We start from the raw sequence: 22,587 nt of genomic DNA on the forward strand, positions 1-22,587 counted from the left end.
CTCTCTCGGCTTATTCCATCATCTTTTCAATGGGCAGCACCAGGATGGAGCTGGCACCCAGGGCCTTGAGCTGTTCCATGGTCTCCCAGAACAGGGTTTCGCTGGAGACGACGTGCAGGGCCACCTGGTTGGTGTCACCGGCGAGCTGCATGATGGTGGGACGCTCCGCCCCCGGCAGCAGATCGGTGATGGCATCGAGCTTGTCTTTGGGGGCGTGCAGCATGATGTATTTGCTTTCGCGCGCCTGTTGCATCCCCTGGATGCGGGGCAGCAGCTTGTCGATGAGTTTCTGCTTGGCATCGTTCAGGGGGTTGGGAGCCTGCACCAGGACGGCCTTGGAGCGGTAGATCACCTCGACCTCTTTCAGGCCGTTGGCTTCCAGGGTCGCGCCGGTGGAGACCAGATCGCAGATGGCATCGGCCAGACCCGCGCGGGGGGCCACTTCCACCGAGCCACCCAGCATCACGCTCTTGAAGCCCAGGCCCTTCTCGTCGAAGAAGCGCTTGAGCAGACCGGGGTAGGAGGTGGCGATGCGCTTGCCGGCCAGGCTCTCGGGTCCTGTGTAGTTGACATCGTCCGGCACCGCCAGAGAGAGGCGGCAGCCGCCGAAGTCGAGCTGCTTGAGGGTCTTCACCGCAAAGGGCTGCCCCTGGGCTGCGCGGATGAGCTGCACCTCTTCGAGAACGTTCTCGCCGATGATGCCAAGATCGACCACCCCTTCCATCACCAGACCCGGGATGTCGTCATCACGCACTCGCAGAATGTCGATGGGCATGTTCTCGACATGGGCGATGAGGCGCTGTTCCCGCAGGTTGATCTTGAGGCCGCAGCTCTTGAAGAGGGCCTGGGAATCCTGGCTCAGACGACCGGATTTTTGCATGGCGATGCGCAGACGTTGTGTTTCCATTGCTCGATTTCCTTCTAGTCAAAAACGAAAAAAACCCTCGGAAGTATGTGCTTCCGAGGGTTCATGAATCTTGCGGTCCTTTTGGAAGTCACCAGTTAAGTGTCTTCCAGCAGTCAACCTCCTGAAAGACTATTCGGGATGATGATGGTGATGATGAGTCTTCAGGGTGGTGAACTTCATGATGTAATCAATCCTTTACAAATCAGATGCCGTTGTTGACGCCCGATTTAAACTACCTGCCTTGACAGAAAATGCAACCGAAAAATGTGATCAGGACGATTAAAGTTGAGAAAACGGTTTTCTGGTCGATAACTAGACAATGAGATGCCAAAGGAGGCGACATCATGCCCAGCCAGGATCTGTTATTTCCCATCCTGCCCCGCGCACCCTCGACACCGAGCCCGGATGACATCAAGCGGGAGGTGACCCAGATCAGCCAGAAACATCAGCTGCGCAAGATAGGCACCGACAATGGCGGCGGTGGCCAGCATCACCAGCAGAGAGAGCAGCCGCCAAAGCCTGATCAACCAGCGGTGCAGGATGATGATCACAAACCGGATCCGGACCACCGGATTGATCTCTTCGTCTGAACGCATTATCAGTCCCGCTTTTTCCGCGCTTTTGGCATAATGCCCGCTTTTGCAGCGGGACATGCCTTTGACCATCATCCAGACCCTGTTCAAGCCAGACGGCCCCCTGGCCCGCCATATCGACGGCTTCAAGGCCCGTGCCCCGCAACTGGAGATGGCCGAGGCGGTGTCGCGCGCCATCAAGCAAGGTGGCCGCTTGCTGGTGGAGGCTGGAACGGGCACTGGCAAAACCTATGCCTATCTGGTGCCTGCGCTGGAATCCGGTAAGCGGGTGGTGATCAGCACCGGATCCAAGAACCTGCAGGAGCAGCTCTTCTATCGGGATCTGCCCACCATCACGGGGGCGCTTCACTACACCCCGCCGGTGGCACTGCTCAAGGGGCGCAGCAATTACCTCTGCATCGAGCGGATGAACCGGCTGTTGAGTGAATCCCATCTTCAAAAGCCCGAGATCCTGAGCGATCTCGTGAAGGTCAAATCCTGGTCGACTGCCACCGACAACGGCGATGTGGGGGATATCCCGGGGCTACAGGAGAACGCCGAGATCCTTGCCCACGTCACCAGCACCAACGACAACTGCCTGGGTCGCGACTGCCCCTATTACGATGATTGTCACCTGGTCATCGCCCGGCGCCGTGCCATGGACGCCCAGGTGGTGGTGATCAACCACCATCTCTTTTTCGCCGACATGGCGGTCAAAGACACCGGCTTTGGCGAGCTGGTGCCCGAGGCGCAGGTCTATGTCTTCGACGAGGCGCACCAGCTGCCCGAGATCGCCAGCCACTACTTCGGCAAGTCCGTGGGCAGCCGCACCATCCAGGATTTGGCGCAGGATATCCAGCTCGCCTACCGGGCAGAGGCTCATGACATGGCCCAGCTTGGCAAGGCGGCGGACAGGCTCGCCATTGCCAGTCAGGATCTGCGCCTTGCCTTCGGCGTGGAGGGGGGGCGCGGCAACACCCGGGATCTGCTGAGACAATCCCTCTGGGCCCAGGCGCTGGCCCGTCTCAACGATGCCATCGGGCTCTGTTATGAAGTGCTGAAACTGGCGCTCGGGCGAGGGGAGCTGCTGGATCACTGTTTCGAGCGCATCAGCGAGCTGCGCACCCGCCTTGGGGAGGTGCTGGCGGTCAACCAGACCGGTTTCTCCTACTGGTATGACTGTTCGCGTCTGCACTTTACCCTCAATCTGACGCCGCTGTCGGTCGCCGAGCGCTTCGGTGCCGAGGTGCAGCGCCCCGAGGTGGCCTGGATCTTCACCTCGGCCACCTTGACGGTGGACAATCGCTTCGCCCACTTCGTCGCCGAGATGGGGCTGGCCGGCAGCGCCGAACTCATTCTCGACAGTCCGTTCGATTACGCCGAGCAGGCGCGCCTGTGCGTACCCCGTTTCTTGCCAGAGCCCAATGCCTTCGGGCGCGGGGAGCAGCTGGCGACCCTGATGATCCCCCTCATCAACAAGACGCCGGGGGGATGTTTTTTCCTCTGCACCAGCCATCAGGTGATGCGCCAGGTGGCTGAGGTGCTACGCCGGGAAATCGGCCGCACCGTCCTGCTGCAAGGGGAAGACAACAAGCAGCGGCTGCTCAAGACCTTCGTGGAAAACGGTCGGGCCGTGCTGGTGGCCACCAGCAGTTTCTGGGAGGGGATAGACGTGCGGGGGGCGGCATTGTCCTGTGTTATCATCGACAAGCTGCCCTTTGCGAGCCCGGACGATCCCCAGCTCAAGGCACGGGTGGAGGATTGCAAGCTCAAGGGGGGGGATCCCTTTGCCGAGCTGCAGTTGCCCAAGGCGGTGATTGCCCTCAAGCAGGGGGTGGGGCGGCTCATCCGTGATCGCAGTGATCACGGCGTATTGGTTATTTGTGATCCCCGGGTGGTCAACAAGCCCTATGGCGCCACCTTCATCAAGAGCCTGCCTGCCATTCCACGGACCCGGGAGCTGGCGACCCTGGGAGAATTTTTCGGACCACGGGAGTGAGTCCGCCGCGCCGGGGCTGATTGCCCCCGGCCATGCATGACGGCAGGCCTTGGCCATGCTGACGATTTAACTGACTGATGTGAAGAGAATAAAAAGAATGGATGAGTTGAAGATCCTGGCCGTGGATACCGCCACCGAAGCCTGCTCCGCAGCCCTCTTGGTGGGCGATACCCTCTTTTCCCGCTGGGAAGAGGCGCCCCGTGACCATACCCGCAAGATCCTGCCCATGGTTCAGGCTCTGTTGGATGAAGCCGGTCTATCGTTGGATGAGCTCGACGCCATCGCCTTCGGTCGTGGGCCTGGCTCCTTCACCGGGGTACGGATCGGGATCAGCGTGGCCCAGGGGCTCGCCTTTGGTGCCGGCGTGCCGATGATCGGTGTCTCCACCCTGGCGGCCATGGCCCAGGGGGCCCATAAGCTGGAAGGGGCCGAGCAGGTGCTTGCCGCCATCGATGCGCGCATGGACGAGGTCTATTTCGGCCACTACGCCCTGGTGGACGGAGTGATGACGCTGGTGGGCGAGGAGGTGGTGAGCGAGCCAGCCGCACTGGTGCAGGCCCGTGACAAGCTGACTGGCGCGGTGAGCTGCGTTGGCACCGGTTTTGAAACCTATGGCGAGACTCTGGGCGGCCTGGCAGATGTGCTGATGCCAAGCCAGGTGCGTTTCCCGGCGGCCGCCGACATGCTGCCTCTGGCACGCCAGGCCTGGTTTGCGGGTGAGGCGGTGCCGGTTGAGCAAGCCACCCCTGTCTATCTGCGTGACAAGGTGACCTGGAAGAAACTGCCGGGTCGCGAATAAACGGCAGCGGCTGCCCCGGGCTGCTTTGTCGGACGATGAAGGAGAGACGAATGAGAAAATCCGTGATCATGCTGGGATTGGTGGGGCTGCTGCTGGGCGGTTGCAGCACGGTGCCCAAAGAGCTTGCCTATGAGCCTGCGGATCAGCTGGTGGCCTATCAACCCGCTCTGCAGGGGATGGAAGGCAAGCCGGCCCGCTGGAGCGGTGTCATCTCGGCGGTCCACAACAAGGCGGATCAGAGTGTCATCGAGGTGGTCTATCTGCCCCTCAAGTCCAATGGGGTGCCGGAGCAGACCGAGCAGAGCCCAGGTCGTTTTCTCGCCATCATGCAGGGGTTTGTCGACCCGACCCTCTATGCCAAGGGTCGCAGCCTGACGGTGCTCGGCACCCTCGACAAGCCGGTGGACAGCCAGATTGGCGAGCACAAGTATCGCTTCTCGGTACTCAAGGTGACGGGGAGCAAGCTGTGGCCACCGGTGAAGGAGGTGGAGATCCGCTACATGGATCCCTACTTTTACGATCCTTTCTATGATCCCTTCTGGCCCAGACGGTCCCTGCGCCGCTGAGGAGCCCGGATGACGGCGACATTGCAGGAGCGCAGGCTGCGCCTGGCGGACGGGCGGCACATCGCCCTGCTGGACAATGGTCAGGAGGGCAGACCGCTGCTGGTGGCCCTCCATGGCTGGCTCGACAACGGTGCCAGCTTTTTGCCTCTGGCCCCCTGGCTGGGGGCGTTTCATCTGGTCTGCGTCGATTTGCCGGGCCATGGTCACTCCGATCACAAGTCGACTCCCTATGTCTTCGTGGACTGGCTGGATGATCTCTACCAGATCAGCCAGGCCGCGGGCTGGCAGCGTTTCATCCTGCTTGGTCACTCCCTGGGGGCGCTGATTGCCTCTGCCTATGCCGGCGTCTTTCCCGAGCAAATCGAGCGGCTCATTCTGCTGGAGGGGCTCGGCCCCTTGAGCCAGCCCGACGAGGAGGTACCGGGGCAGCTGCGCCGCGCCATCCTCAACCGCACTCGTACCCGTGAGCGTGCAACCAGTGGATTTGCCACCCTCGAGGAGGCGGTGGCTGCCCGCTGCAAGGTGGCGGACATCCCCCCGAGTGCGGCACGCCTTATCTGCGAGCGACAACTGGAGGCGCGGGCAGGGCGCTGGTATTGGCGCAGTGATCCCCGTCTTCGCGATCTCTCGCCCCTGCGCATGAGCGAGGGGCAGGCCCAGGCCCTGATCCGGGCCATCGTCTGTCCGGTGCTCTTTATCCGGGGAGAGCAGGGCTTCCCCGGGCTCCTGGCACAGTGGCAGTTGCGGGAGGCGGCCTTTGGCCACATCGAACGGGTGACAGTGGCAGGAGGCCATCATTTTCATATGGAAAATTCATCAGAAACCGCCGTTTATATCGAAAACTTCGCTCAAATCCGGTAGGATCGGCGGCTTTGAATCATGTCAGGTTTGCTTTCTCCCTCACATTTCCCGTTGTTAATTCACTGTTAATTGATGTTGCCTTATGTAAATATGTGCGGCATTAGAGCATGAACTTAAAACAATTGATTGAAATGGATGTGACAGGGACGGAGGCAACACAGTGAGCGCACAGGTGCGAGTTATGCAGGAGAAGTTCGTGGAAAGAGTCTGGCTGAAGCGTTATCCAGAAGGGGTGCCCGCCGAGATCAATCCAGACCAATACGGCTCTCTGGTCGAGATGTTTGAAGAGTCGGTGAACCAGTTCGCCGATCAACCCGCCTTCGTCAACATGGGGCAGACCATTACCTACCGCCGGCTGGAGGAGCAGTCCCGAGCCTTCGCCGCCTACCTGCAAAACGAGCTGAAGCTCGGCAAGGGGGACAGGGTGGCCGTGATGATGCCTAACCTGCTGCAATACCCCATCGCGGTATTCGGCATCCTGCGGGCCGGCATGACGGTGGTGAACGTCAACCCCCTCTATACCCCGCGCGAGCTGGAGCATCAGTTGAAAGATTCCGGCGCCAAGGCCATCGTCATCGTCTCCAACTTTGCCCACACCCTGGAAAAAGTGGTGTATGACACCCCGGTCAAGCACGTGATCCTGACCCGGATGGGGGACAACCTGGGGCTGGCCAAAGGGACCCTGGTCAACTTCGTGGTCAAATACGTCAAGAAGCTGGTGCCCAAGTACAACCTGCCCCATGCCAGCACCATGCGTCAGGCCCTCGCCAAGGGGCGCTACCTGCAGTACATCAAACCCGAGATCAGCAACCAGGACATCGCCTTCCTGCAATACACCGGCGGGACCACCGGCCTCTCCAAGGGGGCCATGCTGACTCATCGCAACATGATCGCCAACGTCGAGCAGTGCCTCGGTGTCTATGGCCCTGTGCTGGAGCGCGGCAAGGAGTTCGTGGTCACGGCGCTGCCGCTCTATCACGTCTTCGCCCTGACGGTGAACTGCCTGCTGTTCATGCGTCTGGGGGGCTACAACCTGCTCATCAGCAACCCCCGCGACATCCCGGGCTTTGTCAAAGAGATCAAGAAGTATCCTTTCACCTGCATCACAGGGGTGAACACCCTGTTCAACGCCCTGGTCAACAACGACGAGTTCAAGGGCATGGATTTTGCCAAGCTCAAGCTCACCATCGGTGGCGGCATGGCGGTGCAACGGGCGGTGGCCGAGCAGTGGAAGGGGCTGACCGGCACCCCGCTGCTGGAGGGCTATGGCCTGACCGAGTGCTCGCCCCTGGTGAGCGTCTGCCCCTATGATCTGGTGGATTACAACGGCTCCATCGGTCTGCCGGTCTGCTCCACCGAGATCCGTCTGGTGGATGACGAGGGGAACCAGGTCACCGAACGGGGTGCCCCCGGCGAGATGCAGGTGCGCGGTCCTCAGGTGATGACCGGCTACTGGCAGCGCCCGGAGGCGACCGCCGAGGTGATGCAGGATGGCTGGCTCTGCACCGGCGACATCGCGGTATGCGACGAGCAGGGTTTCTTCAAGATCGTCGATCGCAAGAAGGACATGATCCTGGTCTCCGGCTTCAACGTCTACCCGAACGAGATAGAAGACGTGGTGGCCCTGCATCCCAAGGTGCTGGAGGTGGCCGCCGTCGGCGTACCCAACCCGGTGTCCGGCGAGCAGGTGAAGATCTTCGTGGTCAAGAAAGATGCAAAGCTGGCGGAAGAGGAGATAATTGCCCACTGCCGCAAACATCTGACTGCCTATAAGGTGCCGAAACTGGTAGAATTTCGCGACGAACTTCCCAAGACCAACGTGGGCAAGATCCTGCGCCGCGTGCTGCGCGACGAGGAGATTGCCAAGCAGTAACCGGCATGCACTGCTTTGCAGTCCAGCGCTGTCGTTATGCAAAACCGTGGGACATCCACGGTTTTTTCTTTCTGGATCCGACCAACGTGCAGGCAACGATGCAATATCAACTCATTTCACAGCAAGCCGAACTGGATCAGTATCTCGCTTCTCTGGCCGACGTTCCCCTGGCCATCGATACCGAATTCGTTCGCACCCGTACCTACTATCCCCAGCTCGGTCTGTTCCAGATCTACGATGGCAAGCAGCTTGCCCTGCTCGATCCCCTGACCCTGGATCTCTCCGGTTTGTGGCAGCGCCTCGGTCGGGCCGGACAGATTGCCATCCTGCACGCCTCCGGTGAGGATCTGGAGCTCATCCAGCATCAGGCGGGTCACCTGCCCAACCAGATGCACGATACCCAGCTGGCGGCAGCCTTCCTGGGCCATGGCGTGTCGGTGGGGTTTGGCGCCCTGGTCAACGAATTCCTCGGGGTCGAGCTTGAGAAGGATCAGGCCCGTACCGACTGGCTGGCGCGCCCCCTTACCCCTCGTCAGCTGGAATATGCCGCGGCGGATGTCTTCTACCTCATGCCCCTCTACGAGAAGGTGATGGCCAGACTGCGCGAGAGCGGCAAGTTCCCCTGGTTCGAGCAGGAGTGCCAGAACCACTCCGCCCGCAAGACCCAGGGCAGCGATCCCCGTCAGGCCTACCTCGAGATAGTCAACGCCTGGCAACTGGGTCGCCGCGAGCTGGCCATCCTGCGCGAGCTGGCCGCCTGGCGCCAGCAGGAAGCGGTACGCCGGGATCTCGCCCTCAACTTCGTGGTGAAAGAGCTGCACCTGTTCAAGGTGGCGGAGCGTCGTGCCGCTTCCCTTCGGGATCTCAACGAGCTGGGCCTCTCGCCCATCGAGATCAAGATCCACGGCAAGCGGATGCTGGACATCGTCGCCGCCGCCCAGCAGAGCGACCCTGCGAGCTGGCCCGATCCCATCCGCCGTCTGGTGGACTTCCCCCAGTACAAGGCCGAGCTCAAGCGCATCAAGGCCATGGTGGAGGAGAAGGCCAAGGCCAGCAACATTCCACCGGAGCTGGTGGCGAGCAAGAAGATCATCCACCAGTACTTCACCTGGAGCTGGCGCATGAGTGCCGAGGAACGGGCCAGGGCGGACAAGCCCATGCTGCTGCAAGGGTGGCGTCATGAGCTGGTAGGCCACCTGCTGGCCCAGTGACGAGTACGCAGTACGAGAAGGGGAGTCCATGACTCCCCTTTTTCATGCCTGTGCGGCTGCCCCCAGGGGTTGCCGGGATCGTCGCACCAGGGGGTTGGTCATGATGGGAAGCGAGAAGGGGTGGAGGAGGAAAATGGCGGGCACAAAGGGTGCCCCCATCAGAGTTCGTGAGCGTGGAATCCCTTGCGGTAGCGGGCCTCGCAGCGCGGGCAGCGTTGCAGGGTCGGATCCTGTTCCAGCTGTTCAGGGAGCAGCGGCTCCTCACAATCGGAGCAGAAGCCATAGAGCCCCAGATCCATCTGGCAGAGCGCCGCGTCGAGCCGCTTGAGGCGTGCCACGTTGTGTTCCACCCCGGGCAGATCGAGACGGCTGGTCAGATCAACCAGTTGATCTCGCTCGCAGCGCTCCACCTTCTGTGCCCAGTCATCTTGTCGACAGGCCTTGAGCTGACGGATCAGCTCCTCTCTTGTTTGCGCCCAGTCGGTCAGAAGGCGCTGATGCCATTCGGCCAACCGGGCTTGCGTCACTTCACACACAGCAGCCCCCAAAAACGAGTGATAAAACTCGGCCAGTATAGGGAAACCCGCGGTTTATCAAGATGACATGAATCAAGTTAACCGTGCTTTGACGGGTTTTTCCGGCAGGTGCTGCGGCTTGCCGGTGATGACGTAGAGCACTCCCGCCACCAGACAGACGACACCCACCAGGGTACTCATGGGGGGCATGATCCCGCGCAGCATAAAGGCGTAAAAGAGCCCCGCCAGAGTCTCGAACACGATGAGCGGCCCGACCAGCACGGTCGGCAGGCGCTGGCTCGCTTCGTTCCAGCACAGGGTGCCGAGCCAGGAGCAGAGGAGCCCCACTGCCCCCATCAGCAGCACGAAGCGCAGGGGCGTCGGCCCGAAGGGCAGGGGAAAGTCCGGTGCGCTCAGGGCAAGATGGCCGAGGCTGCCGAGATAGGCAATGAGCGCCACCGGCAGGGTCACCAGCCCCTGGGCGGTGGCCCAGACGGCCGGACTGCGGCCCGGGTGCTCGCGCAGCCAGCGGGCGTTGCGCAGGGGATACCAGGTCCAGCACAGCACGGCGCCCACCGCCAGGGCGAGCCCAAGCAGTTGTTCGGTGCGCGCCTCGGTGTGCCAGGTGAGCTCGGCGCTGTTGACCAGACAGAGGCCGGCCCCCATCAGCACCAGGGACGGGTAGAGCCGGGTGCGGGAGAGGCGACCGTCCCGTGCGCCATAGAGGCGGTTGGCGGCCAGGGCCGTCACCACCGGCAGGGTGCCGATAAACATGGCCGCCAGGGGCGAGCCGATGCGCAAGATGGCCCCCGACAGGCAGAAGTAGTAGAGGAGGTTCCCCACCAGAGTGAGGGCGAGGGCCTCTCGCCAGTCGCTGGCCGAGAGGGCCGCCAAGTGTTTGCGGGCCTGCCAGGCGAGCGGCAGTACGATGAGGCCGAAGGCGAGGTAGCGGCCGCTCGCGAGCAGGGCGGGGGGATAGCCGTCCACTAAGAGGGGGGCGACGAAGATGAGCCCCCACATCAGGCCGGCCAGCAGGGCAAACAGGACTCCGATCAACATGTTTCATATCCGGTAAAGAAGAAGGAGGCCAGCCTAGCAGGGGGGAAGGGGGGCGTATTGAACCAGATTGCGCTTTAGCGGCCAGCCTGCACCTGTTTCTGGTAGCGGACCGGGGTGGTGCCATAGCGGCGCAGGAAGGCACGGTTGAGGTGGGACTGATCGGCCAGACCACAGGCGGCGGCCACCTCGGCCGCGGGCAGGCCGGCAGCCAGCCACCCCTTGGCGCGCTGCAGACGGATGGCCATCAGCATCTGCTGGGGGGTGACGTGAAAGCGGGCCTTGAAGCTGCGCTGGAAGTGGTAGGGGCTGAGGTTCACCGAACCGGCCAGCTCGGCCAGGGTAATGGGGCGGGCGAAACAGGCCTGCATATAGTCGATGGCGCGGCCCAGAGGGTGGGCCGCTTCGCGCGGGGCCGCCAGGGCCCGGGCATGGGGGCGTAGGGTCTCGCACACCCTTAGCAGCAGGCCGTCGGCGGCGAGCTCGCTGTCACAGTGCCAGAGGGCATCCAGGGCCGCCTGCAGGACGGGGGCAGTGCGCGGATCGCTTCGCACGGCATCGGTGAAATACCAGTCGCGCTCGCCGCTGATGGCCTCGAGCCGATCGGCGGGCAGGTAGAGCATGCGATAGCGCCACCCTTGCTCGCAGGCTGACTCGCCCGTGTGCAGCTCATCGGGGTTCATCAGCACCAGGCTGCCGGGACCGGCCAGGAGCTGGCTGCCGCGATAGCGAAAGCGCTCGGCACCGCACTCGATGACACCGAGGCCAAACCCCTCGTGACTATGGGGATCGAAGATGTGGTGCTGGATGTGGGCGCGATAGAGCTCGGTCGCAGGCTGCCCCGGCAGGGCGCGAAAATCGGCCCTGTCGTGCTGATGGGTAAAGTTGACCGGCACTCCTTGCATCCTGACCTCCTGTCAATGAGCCTTCATCATAGGGCGCTGCGGGGTGGCGGCCAAGTCTAGGCCTGTGAGGCGCACTCGCGCTCGAGGGCGGAGCGGATCTCCTCTGCGGTCTTGATGGTGCGGATGCGGCGAAACAGCTCGTCGGCCTGGGGGTATTCCCGCACTATGTAGGAGAACCACTGCTTGATGCGGCTCGGGTAGTAGTCGGCCTTGTCGCTCGCCAGATCCTGCTCGGTGTAGGTCACCATCAATTGCAGTACCTCGGCCCAGCTCATGTGGGCACACCCCGTCTTCATCACGTTGGCCAGGTTGGGCAGGGAGATGGCGCCCCGGCCCACCATGAGGGCATCGCAACCGGACACCCGGGCACAGGTCAGGGCATCGGCATGGTTCCAGATCTCGCCGTTGGCGGTGATGGGGATGGGCAGGGCGCGGCGGATGGCGTCCACGTACTCCCAGTGGGCCGGCGCCTTGTAGCCTTCGCGCTTGGTGCGGGCATGCACCGCCAGCTCGTTGGCCCCCCCCTGATAGACGGCCTGGGCGTTGTCCAGATAGAGATCCTTGTCATCGTATCCCAGGCGGATCTTGGCGCTCACCGGCAGGTGGGCAGGCACGGCCTCCCGCACCGCCTTGACGATGCGATAGACGGTCTCGGGTTCCTTGAGCAGCACGGCGCCCCCCTTGCTCTTGTTGACCGTGGGGGCAGGGCAGCCGAAGTTGAGATCGACCCCGGGAGAGCCGAGCTCGATGGCCCGTATGGCATTTTCTGCCAGCCACTCCGGATGTTGTCCCAGCAGTTGCACCCGTACCGGGGTCCCTGCACGGGTCTTGCCATCCTGTTTCAGCTCGGGGCAGATGCGATGGAAGACCTTGGCGGGCAGCAGTTGATCGACCACCCGGATGAATTCACTGACGCAGAGGTCGTAATCATTGACGGAGGTGAGGACCTCCCGCATCAGGTGATCCAGCACCCCCTGCATGGGGGCCAAAATAACGCGCATAGCTGCTTCCGAAGACAAGGGGAGAAAAAAGAGCGCAGATTGTAGTGGCAATGGCCGGGATTGTCAGCCGTCTGCCCACTCGATGGCCCCCATCGACGGCCGCAGACTGGGCCAGGCTGTCAGCTTCCGGGCCAACTCTGTTAGGCTAAAGGCAGAGAAACACTAGAGGAGTACCCATGAAACGCTGGTGTCTGATGGCCCTGGGCTGGCTTGCCTTCGCCACCGGGATAGTCGGGATAGTCCTGCCCCTGCTGCCGACAACCCCCTTCATGTTGCTGGCGGCGGCGCTGTTTGCGCGCTCCTCCCCCCGCTTTCATGGCTGGTTGCTGGCGCATCCCTGGTTTGGCCCCCCCATCCTCGACTGGCAGCAGTATCGCGGCATTCGCCGCCACGCCAGATGCCGCGCCATCATCTTCATCCTGATCTCGTTCTCGGTATCGCTGCTGGTGGTGCCGTTGCCCTGGGTGAGGTGGCTGCTGGTTGTCATAATGGTGATCCTGCTCACCTGGTTGATGCGTCTGCCGGTGCTGGAGCCGGTTGCAATGAAGAAGTGAAATCCCTAAGCTATCGCGGCAATAATGCTATGGAGTTGGCTCGTCATTTTTGCGTGACGGGCCTTTTTACTGCCCCCAGGCGGAGACCCCGTGCGCCGCCATGGCAGGGCTCAAAAAATAAGCGGTCAAATAATGAATCCGGAAACCCTGAAGTTTATCGAAGCGAGCATCAAGACCATTCCCGACTATCCGAAGCCGGGCATTCTGTTTCGCGACATCACCAGCCTGATCGAGAATGCCGAGGCCTTCAAGGCCACCATCGATCTGCTGGCCGATCATTACCGTGATCAAGGCATCACCAAGATTGTCGGCACCGAGGCCCGTGGCTTCATCTTCGGCGCCCCGGTTGCCTACGCCATGGGGCTGGGGTTCGTGCCGGTGCGCAAGCCGGGCAAGCTGCCCCGCGCCGTCATCGAGGAGTCCTACGCCCTGGAGTACGGCACCGACACCCTGCAACTGCACACCGATGCCATCGTGCCCGGTGACAAGGTGCTGGTGGTGGACGATCTGCTGGCCACCGGCGGCACCGTCGATGCCACCGTCAAGCTCATCCGCCGCGCCGGCGGTGAGGTAGCGGATGCCGCCTTCATCATCTCCCTGCCGTCCCTGGGCGGTGATGCCCGCCTGACCGCCGCCGGCGTCAAGGTGGTCTCTCTGGTGGAACTCGCGGGGGCGTAAATCGCCCCTTCGCGCGGCAGGCCTCGTCACCCTGCTTTCTGCCGCAAACCGGTGCCTGAACGGGCACCGGTTTGAAATTCAAGCGATCCCTCCCAAGGCGGCGCATCCCCCATACAGCCAGCCCTCCATTTGTGTTAGCATCCAGCCTCAATGCCTCGTTTCCCAGCATCGAGATCTATGAGCTATCAGGTTTTGGCGCGCAAATGGCGCCCCCATACGTTTGAACAAGTGGTCGGCCAGCAACATGTGCTGACTGCCCTGACCAATGCCCTGGATCAGGGACGGCTTCACCATGCCTACCTGCTGAGCGGGACCCGCGGGGTGGGTAAGACCACCATCGCCCGCATTCTGGCCAAGAGCCTCAACTGCGAGCAGGGGATCAGCAGCCATCCGTGCGGTGTGTGCGATACCTGCCGCGAGATCGATCAGGGCAATTTCGTCGATCTGCTGGAAATCGATGCGGCGTCTCGCACCAAGGTGGAAGACACCCGCGAACTACTCGACAACGTGCAGTACCGTCCGGCCCGTGGTCGTTTCAAGGTGTACCTCATCGATGAAGTGCACATGCTGTCGCGCCACAGCTTCAATGCGCTGCTCAAAACCCTGGAAGAGCCGCCCCCCTATGTGAAATTCCTGCTGGCCACCACGGATCCGCAGAAGCTCCCCATCACCATCCTCTCGCGCTGCCTGCAGTTTCATCTCAAGAGCCTGGATCAGACCCAGATCGCCAGGCAGCTCGAATGGGTGCTGGATCAGGAGGGACAACCCTTCGAGCCTCGCGCCCTGCTGGCCCTGGCCAAGGCGGCCGACGGCAGCATGCGCGATGCCCTGAGCCTCACCGATCAGGCGTTGGCCCACGGCAACGGCAGCGTGCGCCTGGAGAGCGTGCTCACCATGCTGGGGACCCTCGATCATCACCACCTGCACCAGTTGCTGGAGGCGGTGCTGCGCCAGGATGCCCCGGCCACCATGGCCAAGATCACCGAGATTGCGACCCTGGGGCCGGATTTCGATCAGCTTCACGCCGAGCTGGAAGCCTTGCTCCACCGGGTGGCCATGGCGCAACTGCTCCCTGCGAGCGTGCAGGAGCAGGGGGCGGATGCCGATGCCTTGCTGCAGCTTGCCGGAGCCATGAGCCCGGAAGAGGTGCAGCTCTGCTATCAAATCGTGCTGGGGGGGCGCAAGGATCTGCCCTGGGCCCCTGACGGGCGCACCGCACTGGAGATGACCTGTCTGCGGATGCTGGCCTTCTCTCCCCGGCGCGAGGTGGTCCATCCCGCCAACCTGGCGGCCCAACCTCTCATGACAGGGCACTCCGGCGTGATGGCGGCAGCGAGGGAAAGCGCGCCGCTCCTGCCGGGAAAGCCCCAGGGGGCTGAGTCGGCCCCGGCTGCCAGCGCAGCACCACAGGCTCCCGCCGCGCCAGCATCGGTCCTTGAGGCCGAGCATGTCGCCCCCGCACCCAAGGCGGAGGAGGGTGCAGTGCTGGATCCGCTCTTTGCCGAGCAGGATGAGCTGCTGCGCGAGGCCGAACGGATGGGTTACGAGGCCGTGGTGCCCGCCAGTCCGCCTGCAGAGCCTGCCTCTGCGCCGTTGGCGGCGGATGACGCCGGGCAGATGCAGCAGGTTGAGGTCCAAGGGGAAGACGTCACTATCTCTTCGACCTCCAGCATGCAGAGCCTGCTTGGCAAGCGCAATTTGCTGCGAAGCCGCCTGCGTGGCGAGCAGAGTGCAAACGCCGCGCCTGCCCGGGTCACTCCCGTCAAACCGGTGGCCGCGACCAAACCGGCCCCGATGCCTGCCGTCGCGACTTCGCCCCAGGCCGAGGTGCAACCAGCGGCGCGGCCCGAGATGCCGGGGCAGGGATCTGCCATGCAAACGGGGTATGACGACCTGCCCCCTCTGGATGCCTATGAAGAGGGGGCCAGTGACTACGAAGAGTATCTGAGTCAGGGGTTTGACGAGGGGTTTGCCAGTGCCCCGTTGCCCACGCGGGCAGTGACTTCCGCCCAGCCAGCTCCCGCCACCATGGATCCTCCTTCGCAGGAGGATCTGCCGCCCTGGGATCTGGGCGCTGACGTCGGCAGCGCGGATGCGGCGGCACCTGCTGTTGCCGCTATGGTGCCTGCCGCGCCTCCAGTGGCCGCGAGCGAGCCTCAGCCCGCCATTGCATTGATGGAGACCATCGACTGGGATGCCCTGGAGAGCGACGCCCAGCCCGAGGAGGAGGGGGAGGTCGCCCGTCTGATCCCCTCGTCCTTGCTGGGCAATTGCGGGGACGCCTGGGCCGAGCTCATCGCCCGCACCGGGGTGGGGGGTCGGCTGCGTCAACTGGCCATCAACGCGGTGATGACCCGGGAAGGCAATCGGGTCTCCCTGCTGCTCAAACCCGAGCAGCGCCATCTGGTGAGCGACAAGGCCCGCGCCGATCTGGCCGAGATCATCAGTCCCGAGCTGGGCGGCCCGGTTCACATCGATGTGACCCTGGGCTCGGATCCCGCGCGGGAGACGCCGCTCGAGATAGAGCACCGTCTCTATCTCGGGGTGCGTGAACAGGTGAGCCGGGATCTGGCGGCGGATCCCAACGTACAATTCTTGCAGCAGCGTTTCGGCGCCGTGCTTCATCCCGAGAGCATCGAACCCCTGAGTCGCTGAATTGCGGTGAAAAAACCGTGCCGGGGTTTGTCCCCGGTTGAAAAGACCTTTGGCTGCCCCCATTTAGGGCAGATGAACCCACAGCCCGGCGCTGGATGCCGGATTTCAAGACGAGAGACGATCTATGTTTGGTAAAGGTGGAATGGGTAACCTGATGAAACAGGCCCAACAGATGCAAGAGCGCATGCAGAAGATGCAAGAGCAGCTGGCCCAGATGGAAGTGGTCGGCGAGGCGGGCGCAGGCATGGTCAAGGTGACCATGGCCGGCAGCCACAGCGTGCGTCGTATCGAGATCGATCCCAGCCTGATGGAAGATGACAAGGAGATGCTGGAAGATCTGGTCGCCGCCGCCGTCAATGACGCCGTGCGCCGCGTGGAAGAGCAGAACAAGGCCAAGATGGGCGAGCTGACCGGCGGCATGCAACTGCCCCCGGGCTTCAAGATGCCCTTCTGAGGATACTGCCCGTATCCGTTTCCCCTCCTCTGGGAAGGGGAAAAATGAAAAGGCCAGAGCCAAGCTCTGGCCTTTTGCATGTCAGCACACCCGGGAACGGCCATGCACAGATCATGGCGGGGGCGGCGTACTTGCCTGCCCCAGGGGGGAGAAGCCCTCGACCAGATGATCGATGAGGGCGCGGATGGCAGGCAGCAGACCGCGGCGTGAGGGGAAGACCGCGTGGATCACCTCCTGGCGCGGTGCCCAATCGGGGAGCAGACGCACCAGCCGGCCATCGGCCAGGGGCTCATTCATCATCATGGTGGGCAGTTGCACGACCCCGAGCCCGTCGATCGCCCCCTGACGCAATGTCTGCATGTCGGTGGTGGCAAAGCGGGGGCTGTGGTGCTGTTTGACTCGGGCCCCATCGGGGCCCAGCAGGGTCCAGTGATGGCCTTCCAGGCTGGCGCCATGACCGAGGCTCGGCCATGACAGCAGATCTGCGGGGGCCCGGGGCATGCCGAGTGACGCGACAAGGGCCGGGCTTGCCACCAGACACTGGGTTGCATAACCCAGCACCCGCATGGCGAGATCGCTGTCCTCCAGGGGCAGTGGCCGCACCCTGAGCGCCATGTCCAACCCCTCCGCGACCAGATCCACCGCCCGGTTGACCCCGACGAGCTGCACCTTGACGCTGGGATGGGCCAGGGCGAAAGAGACCAGCATCCTCCCGACGTGGGCGTGGAGCAGATCGATGGGGCAGGCGATGCGCACCAGACCGCAAGGCTCGCTCTGGGTCGCGGCGATGAGATCCTGCGCCGCATCGGCTTCCACCAGCATGGCCCGGCAACGGGTGTAATAAGCCTGCCCGAGTTCGGTGACGGTGAAGCTGCGGGTGGAACGCTGGATAAGACGCACCCCGAGTCGTTCCTCCAGCATGGCGATGCGGCGGCTGAGCCTGGATTTGGGCATGCCGAGGGCCCTGCCGGCCTGGGCAAAGCCCCCGTGATCCACCACCTGGACATAGAAATAGAGGTCGTTGAGATCCTGTTGCATGGGGTTATCGTTCACAAAATAGGACGCTGATGGCAAATTTTACGTCTACCGGACGCAGCGTTCCAGACTCACAATGCGAGCAACGACACATCCCGTGACGATCACCCAGGAGAGCATCATGAAAAGAGTCATCGGTATTTACAGCGCCCCTCGACAACACTGGGTCGGCGACGGATTCCCGGTTCGCTCGCTGTTCTCGTATCAGACCCATGGCCGCGCCTTGAGCCCCTTCCTGCTGCTGGACAGGGCTGGCCCGGCACATTTCGAGCCCGCCGATCATGCCAGGGGCGTGGGGGAACACCCGCACCGTGGCTTCGAGACGGTCACCATCGTCTATGAAGGGGAGGTTGCCCATCGCGACTCGACCGGCCAGGGGGGGATCATCGGTCCGGGAGACGTGCAGTGGATGACGGCCGCCGCCGGCATCATGCACGACGAATTCCACTCCCAGGGGTTTACCCGTCGTGGTGGCACCCTCGATATGGTGCAGCTGTGGGTCAACCTGCCCGCCAAACACAAGATGTCGACGCCCGGTTATCAGGGCATCACCAGCGACACCATCCCGCAACTGAGCCTCAAGGAGGGCGATGTGCGGGTACGCATCATCGCCGGGAACGATGCCGGGTTGCAACAAGGCGAGGTAGAGGGGCCAGCCCGCACCTTCTCGCCCATGAACATCTGGGATTTGCGGCTCAAGGGCGGGGCCAGCGTGGTGCTGCCGGCGGTAGCGGGATGGAACAGTGCCTTGGTGGTACTCAAGGGCTCTCTCATTATCAACGGTCAGGAGCGCGCGGGCGAAGCACAACTGGTGCTGCTCGATCCCAACGGGGAGGAGTTCATGCTGGAGGCGGAGGGCGAGGCCAGCTTGTTGCTGTTGAGTGGCGAGCCCATCGATGAACCCATCGTGGGTTATGGGCCCTTTGTCATGAACAGCGAGGCAGAGATCCATCAGGCGATAGATGATTTCAACAGCGGCCGGTTCGCCGTCATCGCCCCCTGAGACAATCCCGATAAAAACAAAGCGCCTGATGGCGCTTTGTTTTTTTATGGGCCCTGGTCAACCGAGCCAGCCGAGGGCCAGCGCCAGCCTGCCGCACAAGGCGGCCAGCAGGATGCCAAGCAGGGTGCGCAGCAGCCAGATCACCACCAGCTGTCCCACGCTCACCGGGATCCGGGTGGCCAGGATGCAGGGGATGGAGGCAGAGAAGAAGAGCACCGAGCTGACCGAAACCACGGCCGCGACATAGCGCACCAGCAGGTCGGCATCCTTGAGCAGGATGGCGGGCAGGAACATCTCGGCCAGACCGGCAGAGAGGGCCTTGGCGGTGGCGAGCGGCTCGCCGAGATCCAGCAGCCAGGTCAGTGGCCAGAGCAGCCAGCCCAGCAGATCGAACAGGGGAGTGTGCTTTGCCAGCAGCAGGCCCAGCAGACCGACGGACAGTATGGTGGGCACCACGGCTGCGGCCATGTGAAGACCGTCCCTGAGGTTGTCCTTCAATTGCCGCAACAGGGGATCGGCCTGGTGGGACTGGGTCAGGCCGCAGGTGAGGGCCGCCTGCCAGCGGCTCATGCCATCCGGTAGCGGCTCGTCGGTCTCCCCATGGTGAGCCAGACGGCTGATGGGAGGAACGCGCGCCAGGATGGCGGTGATGACGAAAGTGATCACCAGGGTGGACCAGAAGTAGAAGTTCCAGTGTCCCATCAGGTTGAGGGTCTTGGCCACGATGATCATGAAGGCGGCCGAGACGGTGGAGAAGCCGGTGGCGATGATGACGGCTTCTCGCACCGTGTACTTGCCCGCGAGGAAGACCCGGTTGGTGATGAGCAGGCCCACCGAGTAGCTGCCGACGAAAGAGGCGACGGCATCGATGGCGGAGTGACCCGGCGTGCGCCACAGGGGGCGCATCACGGGTTGCATCAGCACCCCGATGAATTCCAGCAGGCCGAAACCGAGCAGGAAGGTCAGGGCCATGGCGCCGATAGGCACGATGAGACCCACAGACATGGCCAGTTTATCGAACAGGAAGGGGAGGCGATCCGGGGTCATCAACCAGGCAGGGCCCCAGTCTGTGACATACAAAATGGCCAGGGCCAGCCCGAGCAGCTTGAACAGGCTCAATACCCTGTCGATGGGACGGGCGCGCCAGCGGCCATCCAGCAAGGGGGTGATGGCGCCATAGGCGATGAGCAAGAGAATGAGGGTCAGGGCAAGGGGGCGCTGGGCAATCAGAAAGCCGGCCAGGTGATCCACCACTATGGTGCTGCGCCCGCCAAGCTCGAAGGGCACGAAAAAGATGGCGATGCCAAGCAGGCTGGCCAGCAGCAGCTTGATGCCGGCCCCTGATCCTGCCGGTGCAGTGAGCGTGTGTTCAGGTTCCATTTTCTCTCCTTGTGATCCGCATGGTTCAATTCCGTTGAGGGGATTATTTGTATATACAATATCGTCCGGCGCTCAAAATGGAAACACCAAAGTCACCAAAATGCAACATATGAATCGGTGTGGATGCAGATGACCCCAAGACTGAAAAGCGTGATCTCGGGGGGAAAGAGGGGCCGGGATGGCGAGTGGGTGGTGAGGCATCAAGAGGCAAAACAGGGAGGTAAGCGACCAGCGCCAGGAAAAACATGAGCGGCTATTTACCCTTTCTGGTCATATTCATTCATGAGCCTATATTCATGACTATTTATGAATAAATCATAAACCCTTTGTTCTGTCGTTTTCAGAAGACGGCTGCACTGAACGTCAGAAGCCGACTGCACTATAGCAGCGGAGGGGTTGGATCCATCAGGCAACGACGGGCTGCTGCCGGCCATCAGCGGACGCAGGGAGGACTTTCCGCAACCGGCCGTTCGATGCGGCACCGATGGCCTTCGCGCAGGGGTAGTGAATCCGCCAGGATTGACTTGCGCTGCCCTACCTCTCACTAGTGAGGGGCGGCAGCGCATCAAGCGGTGAGCGCACTCCGGCACCGCCAACTTTCAGCACATGCGTGTAAATCATCGTCGTAGAGACGTCGGAATGGCCGAGCAGATCCTGCACGGTTCGAATGTCGTAACCGCTGCGGAGCAAGGCCGTCGCGAACGAGTGGCGGAGGGTGTGCGGTGTGGCGGGCTTCGTGATGCCTGCTTGTTCTACGGCACGTTTGAAGGCGCGCTGAAAGGTCTGGTCATACATGTGATGGCGACGCACGACACCGCTCCGTGGATCGGTCGAATGCGTGTGCTGCGCAAAAACCCAGAACCACGGCCAGGAATGCCCGGCGCGCGGATACTTCCGCTCAAGGGCGTCGGGAAGCGCAACGCCGCTGCGGCCCTCGGCCTGGTCCTTCAGCCACCATGCCCGTGCACGCGACAGCTGCTCGCGCAGGCTGGGTGCCAAGCTCTCGGGTAACATCAAGGCCCGATCCTTGGAGCCCTTGCCCTCCCGCACGATGATCGTGCCGTGATCGAAATCCAGATCCTTGACCCGCAGTTGCAAACCCTCACTGATCCGCATGCCCGTTCCATACAGAAGCTGGGCGAACAAACGATGCTCGCCTTCCAGAAAACCGAGGATGCGAACCACTTCATCCGGGGTCAGCACCACCGGCAAGCGCCGCGACGGCCGAGGTCTTCCGATCTCCTGAAGCCAGGGCAGATCCGTGCACAGCACCTTGCCGTAGAAGAACAGCAAGGCCGCCAATGCCTGACGATGCGTGGAGACCGAAACCTTGCGCTCGTTCGCCAGCCAGGACAGAAATGCCTCGACTTCGCTGCTGCCCAAGGTTGCCGGGTGACGCACACCGTGGAAACGGATGAAGGCACGAACCCAGTGGACATAAGCCTGTTCGGTTCGTAAACTGTAATGCAAGTAGCGTATGCGCTCACGCAACTGGTCCAGAACCTTGACCGAACGCAGCGGTGGTAACGGCGCAGTGGCGGTTTTCATGGCTTGTTATGACTGTTTTTTTGTACAGTCTATGCCTCGGGCATCCAAGCAGCAAGCGCGTTACGCCGTGGGTCGATGTTTGATGTTATGGAGCAGCAACGATGTTACGCAGCAGGGCAGTCGCCCTAAAACAAAGTTGGGCATTAAGGAAAAGTTAATGGCAATCCGAATCTTCGCGATACTTTTCTCCATTTTTTCTCTTGCCACTTTCGCGCATGCGCAAGAAGGCACGCTAGAACGTTCTGACTGGAGGAAGTTTTTCAGCGAATTTCAAGCCAAAGGCACGATAGTTGTGGCAGACGAACGCCAAGCGGATCGTGCCATGTTGGTTTTTGATCCTGTGCGATCGAAGAAACGCTACTCGCCTGCATCGACATTCAAGATACCTCATACACTTTTTGCACTTGATGCAGGCGCTGTTCGTGATGAGTTCCAGATTTTTCGATGGGACGGCGTTAACAGGGGCTTTGCAGGCCACAATCAAGACCAAGATTTGCGATCAGCAATGCGGAATTCTACTGTTTGGGTGTATGAGCTATTTGCAAAGGAAATTGGTGATGACAAAGCTCGGCGCTATTTGAAGAAAATCGACTATGGCAACGCCGATCCTTCGACAAGTAATGGCGATTACTGGATAGAAGGCAGCCTTGCAATCTCGGCGCAGGAGCAAATTGCATTTCTCAGGAAGCTCTATCGTAACGAGCTGCCCTTTCGGGTAGAACATCAGCGCTTGGTCAAGGATCTCATGATTGTGGAAGCCGGTCGCAACTGGATACTGCGTGCAAAGACGGGCTGGGAAGGCCGTATGGGTTGGTGGGTAGGATGGGTTGAGTGGCCGACTGGCTCCGTATTCTTCGCACTGAATATTGATACGCCAAACAGAATGGATGATCTTTTCAAGAGGGAGGCAATCGTGCGGGCAATCCTTCGCTCTATTGAAGCGTTACCGCCCAACCCGGCAGTCAACTCGGACGCTGCGCGATAAAACCGCGCAGCGCCGGTTACTTCAACGTTA

General features: G+C 62.0%; 21 protein-coding genes and 1 other annotated feature. Of the genes, 13 read left to right on the forward strand and 8 right to left on the reverse strand.

The features are described 5' to 3' along the window. Positions 1–10 precede the first annotated feature (10 nt). Positions 11–907, reverse strand: coding sequence for an ATP phosphoribosyltransferase (gene hisG / locus AB5Y70_RS20655; RefSeq protein WP_010674694.1), 897 nt, complete (start codon positions 905–907; stop codon positions 11–13). A gap of 29 nt (positions 908–936) precedes the next feature. Further along, positions 937–1,061 (reverse strand) — a sequence feature (His leader region). 190 nt (positions 1,062–1,251) lie between these two features. On the opposite strand from hisG, the gene AB5Y70_RS20660 reads away from it, so the two are divergent. From AB5Y70_RS20660 to rnd, 7 genes are all read left to right on the forward strand, one after another. Next, on the forward strand, positions 1,252–1,497 hold the full coding sequence (locus tag AB5Y70_RS20660) for a hypothetical protein (protein ID WP_010674695.1): 246 nt from the start codon (positions 1,252–1,254) through the stop codon (positions 1,495–1,497). Positions 1,498–1,558: 61 nt separating this feature from the next. Continuing rightward, positions 1,559–3,478 carry an ATP-dependent DNA helicase gene (locus AB5Y70_RS20665; RefSeq protein WP_041201617.1) on the forward strand — a complete coding sequence of 640 codons (1,920 nt, stop codon included), beginning with the start codon at positions 1,559–1,561 and terminating at the stop codon, positions 3,476–3,478. A gap of 97 nt (positions 3,479–3,575) precedes the next feature. Then, positions 3,576–4,277, forward strand: coding sequence for a tRNA (adenosine(37)-N6)-threonylcarbamoyltransferase complex dimerization subunit type 1 TsaB (gene tsaB / locus AB5Y70_RS20670; protein WP_010674697.1), 702 nt, complete (start codon positions 3,576–3,578; stop codon positions 4,275–4,277). 50 nt (positions 4,278–4,327) lie between these two features. Further along, positions 4,328–4,843 (forward strand): Slp family lipoprotein, encoded by a 516-nt coding sequence (locus tag AB5Y70_RS20675; RefSeq protein WP_010674698.1) that lies wholly within the window; start codon positions 4,328–4,330, stop codon positions 4,841–4,843. Positions 4,844–4,852: 9 nt separating this feature from the next. Beyond that, the gene (locus AB5Y70_RS20680; protein ID WP_029314513.1) at positions 4,853–5,704 is read left to right on the forward strand and encodes an alpha/beta fold hydrolase; all 852 of its coding nucleotides are present in this window, start codon (positions 4,853–4,855) and stop codon (positions 5,702–5,704) included. 196 nt (positions 5,705–5,900) lie between these two features. Beyond that, a complete protein-coding gene (gene fadD / locus AB5Y70_RS20685) occupies positions 5,901–7,577 on the forward strand; it encodes a long-chain-fatty-acid--CoA ligase FadD (protein WP_010674700.1) in 1,677 nt (558 codons plus the stop codon). Positions 7,578–7,675: 98 nt separating this feature from the next. Then, positions 7,676–8,788, forward strand: coding sequence for a ribonuclease D (rnd, locus tag AB5Y70_RS20690; protein WP_029314517.1), 1,113 nt, complete (start codon positions 7,676–7,678; stop codon positions 8,786–8,788). 158 nt (positions 8,789–8,946) lie between these two features. Here the strand turns inward: rnd and AB5Y70_RS20695 are convergent, their stop codons facing one another. The 4 genes from AB5Y70_RS20695 to dusC form a co-directional block, all read right to left on the reverse strand. Next, the gene (locus AB5Y70_RS20695) at positions 8,947–9,315 is read right to left on the reverse strand and encodes a TraR/DksA C4-type zinc finger protein (RefSeq protein WP_029314519.1); all 369 of its coding nucleotides are present in this window, start codon (positions 9,313–9,315) and stop codon (positions 8,947–8,949) included. Positions 9,316–9,396: 81 nt separating this feature from the next. Further along, on the reverse strand, positions 9,397–10,362 hold the full coding sequence (locus AB5Y70_RS20700) for a DMT family transporter (protein ID WP_010674703.1): 966 nt from the start codon (positions 10,360–10,362) through the stop codon (positions 9,397–9,399). A 74-nt stretch (positions 10,363–10,436) separates the two neighbouring features. Beyond that, positions 10,437–11,264, reverse strand: coding sequence for an AraC family transcriptional regulator (locus AB5Y70_RS20705; protein ID WP_010674704.1), 828 nt, complete (start codon positions 11,262–11,264; stop codon positions 10,437–10,439). A gap of 56 nt (positions 11,265–11,320) precedes the next feature. Then, positions 11,321–12,265 carry a tRNA dihydrouridine(16) synthase DusC gene (dusC, locus tag AB5Y70_RS20710; protein WP_029314520.1) on the reverse strand — a complete coding sequence of 315 codons (945 nt, stop codon included), beginning with the start codon at positions 12,263–12,265 and terminating at the stop codon, positions 11,321–11,323. A gap of 176 nt (positions 12,266–12,441) precedes the next feature. On the opposite strand from dusC, the gene AB5Y70_RS20715 reads away from it, so the two are divergent. The 4 genes from AB5Y70_RS20715 (at position 12,442) to AB5Y70_RS20730 (ending at position 16,606) form a co-directional block, all read left to right on the forward strand. After that, positions 12,442–12,819 carry a YbaN family protein gene (locus AB5Y70_RS20715; RefSeq protein WP_010674706.1) on the forward strand — a complete coding sequence of 126 codons (378 nt, stop codon included), beginning with the start codon at positions 12,442–12,444 and terminating at the stop codon, positions 12,817–12,819. A 132-nt stretch (positions 12,820–12,951) separates the two neighbouring features. Next, on the forward strand, positions 12,952–13,497 hold the full coding sequence (gene apt, locus AB5Y70_RS20720) for an adenine phosphoribosyltransferase (RefSeq protein ID WP_010674707.1): 546 nt from the start codon (positions 12,952–12,954) through the stop codon (positions 13,495–13,497). 177 nt (positions 13,498–13,674) lie between these two features. After that, positions 13,675–16,152: a DNA polymerase III subunit gamma/tau gene (gene dnaX, locus AB5Y70_RS20725; RefSeq protein WP_010674708.1), complete on the forward strand. Its 2,478-nt coding sequence runs from the start codon at positions 13,675–13,677 to the stop codon at positions 16,150–16,152. A 124-nt stretch (positions 16,153–16,276) separates the two neighbouring features. Further along, on the forward strand, positions 16,277–16,606 hold the full coding sequence (locus tag AB5Y70_RS20730; protein ID WP_005301028.1) for a YbaB/EbfC family nucleoid-associated protein: 330 nt from the start codon (positions 16,277–16,279) through the stop codon (positions 16,604–16,606). A gap of 111 nt (positions 16,607–16,717) precedes the next feature. On the opposite strand, the gene AB5Y70_RS20735 is transcribed toward AB5Y70_RS20730, so the two are convergent. After that, positions 16,718–17,644, reverse strand: coding sequence for a LysR family transcriptional regulator (locus AB5Y70_RS20735; protein ID WP_010674710.1), 927 nt, complete (start codon positions 17,642–17,644; stop codon positions 16,718–16,720). A 118-nt stretch (positions 17,645–17,762) separates the two neighbouring features. Between AB5Y70_RS20735 and AB5Y70_RS20740 the strand changes: the two genes are divergently transcribed. Next, the gene (locus AB5Y70_RS20740; RefSeq protein ID WP_043152681.1) at positions 17,763–18,644 is read left to right on the forward strand and encodes a pirin family protein; all 882 of its coding nucleotides are present in this window, start codon (positions 17,763–17,765) and stop codon (positions 18,642–18,644) included. A gap of 57 nt (positions 18,645–18,701) precedes the next feature. Here the strand turns inward: AB5Y70_RS20740 and AB5Y70_RS20745 are convergent, their stop codons facing one another. Together AB5Y70_RS20745 and intI1 are read right to left on the reverse strand one after the other, a co-directional pair. Further along, on the reverse strand, positions 18,702–20,024 hold the full coding sequence (locus AB5Y70_RS20745) for a YjiH family protein (protein WP_043152684.1): 1,323 nt from the start codon (positions 20,022–20,024) through the stop codon (positions 18,702–18,704). A gap of 534 nt (positions 20,025–20,558) precedes the next feature. After that, positions 20,559–21,572: a class 1 integron integrase IntI1 gene (gene intI1 / locus AB5Y70_RS20750; protein ID WP_000845048.1), complete on the reverse strand. Its 1,014-nt coding sequence runs from the start codon at positions 21,570–21,572 to the stop codon at positions 20,559–20,561. A gap of 157 nt (positions 21,573–21,729) precedes the next feature. Between intI1 and AB5Y70_RS20755 the strand changes: the two genes are divergently transcribed. Then, positions 21,730–22,557 carry an oxacillin-hydrolyzing class D beta-lactamase OXA-2 gene (locus AB5Y70_RS20755; RefSeq protein ID WP_001007673.1) on the forward strand — a complete coding sequence of 276 codons (828 nt, stop codon included), beginning with the start codon at positions 21,730–21,732 and terminating at the stop codon, positions 22,555–22,557. Positions 22,558–22,587 lie beyond the last annotated feature (30 nt).

This window comes from Aeromonas sp. s1(2024), assembly GCF_040908005.1.
Taxonomy (GTDB): domain Bacteria; phylum Pseudomonadota; class Gammaproteobacteria; order Enterobacterales; family Aeromonadaceae; genus Aeromonas; species Aeromonas caviae.

Excerpts from the sequence above, each read along its gene's own strand:
- AB5Y70_RS20665 (WP_041201617.1), top strand. The coding sequence starts at position 1,559 with ATGCCTTTGACCATCATCCAGACCCTGTTCAAGCCAGACGGCCCCCTG.
- dusC (WP_029314520.1), bottom strand. The coding sequence starts at position 12,265 with ATGCGCGTTATTTTGGCCCCCATGCAGGGGGTGCTGGATCACCTGATG.
- hisG (WP_010674694.1), bottom strand. The coding sequence starts at position 907 with ATGGAAACACAACGTCTGCGCATCGCCATGCAAAAATCCGGTCGTCTG.
- AB5Y70_RS20715 (WP_010674706.1), top strand. The coding sequence starts at position 12,442 with ATGAAACGCTGGTGTCTGATGGCCCTGGGCTGGCTTGCCTTCGCCACC.
- AB5Y70_RS20740 (WP_043152681.1), top strand. The coding sequence starts at position 17,763 with ATGAAAAGAGTCATCGGTATTTACAGCGCCCCTCGACAACACTGGGTC.
- AB5Y70_RS20735 (WP_010674710.1), bottom strand. The coding sequence starts at position 17,644 with ATGCAACAGGATCTCAACGACCTCTATTTCTATGTCCAGGTGGTGGAT.
- dnaX (WP_010674708.1), top strand. The coding sequence starts at position 13,675 with ATGAGCTATCAGGTTTTGGCGCGCAAATGGCGCCCCCATACGTTTGAA.
- apt (WP_010674707.1), top strand. The coding sequence starts at position 12,952 with ATGAATCCGGAAACCCTGAAGTTTATCGAAGCGAGCATCAAGACCATT.
- AB5Y70_RS20745 (WP_043152684.1), bottom strand. The coding sequence starts at position 20,024 with ATGGAACCTGAACACACGCTCACTGCACCGGCAGGATCAGGGGCCGGC.
- AB5Y70_RS20755 (WP_001007673.1), top strand. The coding sequence starts at position 21,730 with ATGGCAATCCGAATCTTCGCGATACTTTTCTCCATTTTTTCTCTTGCC.
- AB5Y70_RS20660 (WP_010674695.1), top strand. The coding sequence starts at position 1,252 with ATGCCCAGCCAGGATCTGTTATTTCCCATCCTGCCCCGCGCACCCTCG.
- AB5Y70_RS20700 (WP_010674703.1), bottom strand. The coding sequence starts at position 10,362 with ATGTTGATCGGAGTCCTGTTTGCCCTGCTGGCCGGCCTGATGTGGGGG.
- tsaB (WP_010674697.1), top strand. The coding sequence starts at position 3,576 with ATGGATGAGTTGAAGATCCTGGCCGTGGATACCGCCACCGAAGCCTGC.
- AB5Y70_RS20680 (WP_029314513.1), top strand. The coding sequence starts at position 4,853 with ATGACGGCGACATTGCAGGAGCGCAGGCTGCGCCTGGCGGACGGGCGG.
- AB5Y70_RS20730 (WP_005301028.1), top strand. The coding sequence starts at position 16,277 with ATGTTTGGTAAAGGTGGAATGGGTAACCTGATGAAACAGGCCCAACAG.
- intI1 (WP_000845048.1), bottom strand. The coding sequence starts at position 21,572 with ATGAAAACCGCCACTGCGCCGTTACCACCGCTGCGTTCGGTCAAGGTT.
- AB5Y70_RS20705 (WP_010674704.1), bottom strand. The coding sequence starts at position 11,264 with ATGCAAGGAGTGCCGGTCAACTTTACCCATCAGCACGACAGGGCCGAT.
- rnd (WP_029314517.1), top strand. The coding sequence starts at position 7,676 with ATGCAATATCAACTCATTTCACAGCAAGCCGAACTGGATCAGTATCTC.
- AB5Y70_RS20675 (WP_010674698.1), top strand. The coding sequence starts at position 4,328 with ATGAGAAAATCCGTGATCATGCTGGGATTGGTGGGGCTGCTGCTGGGC.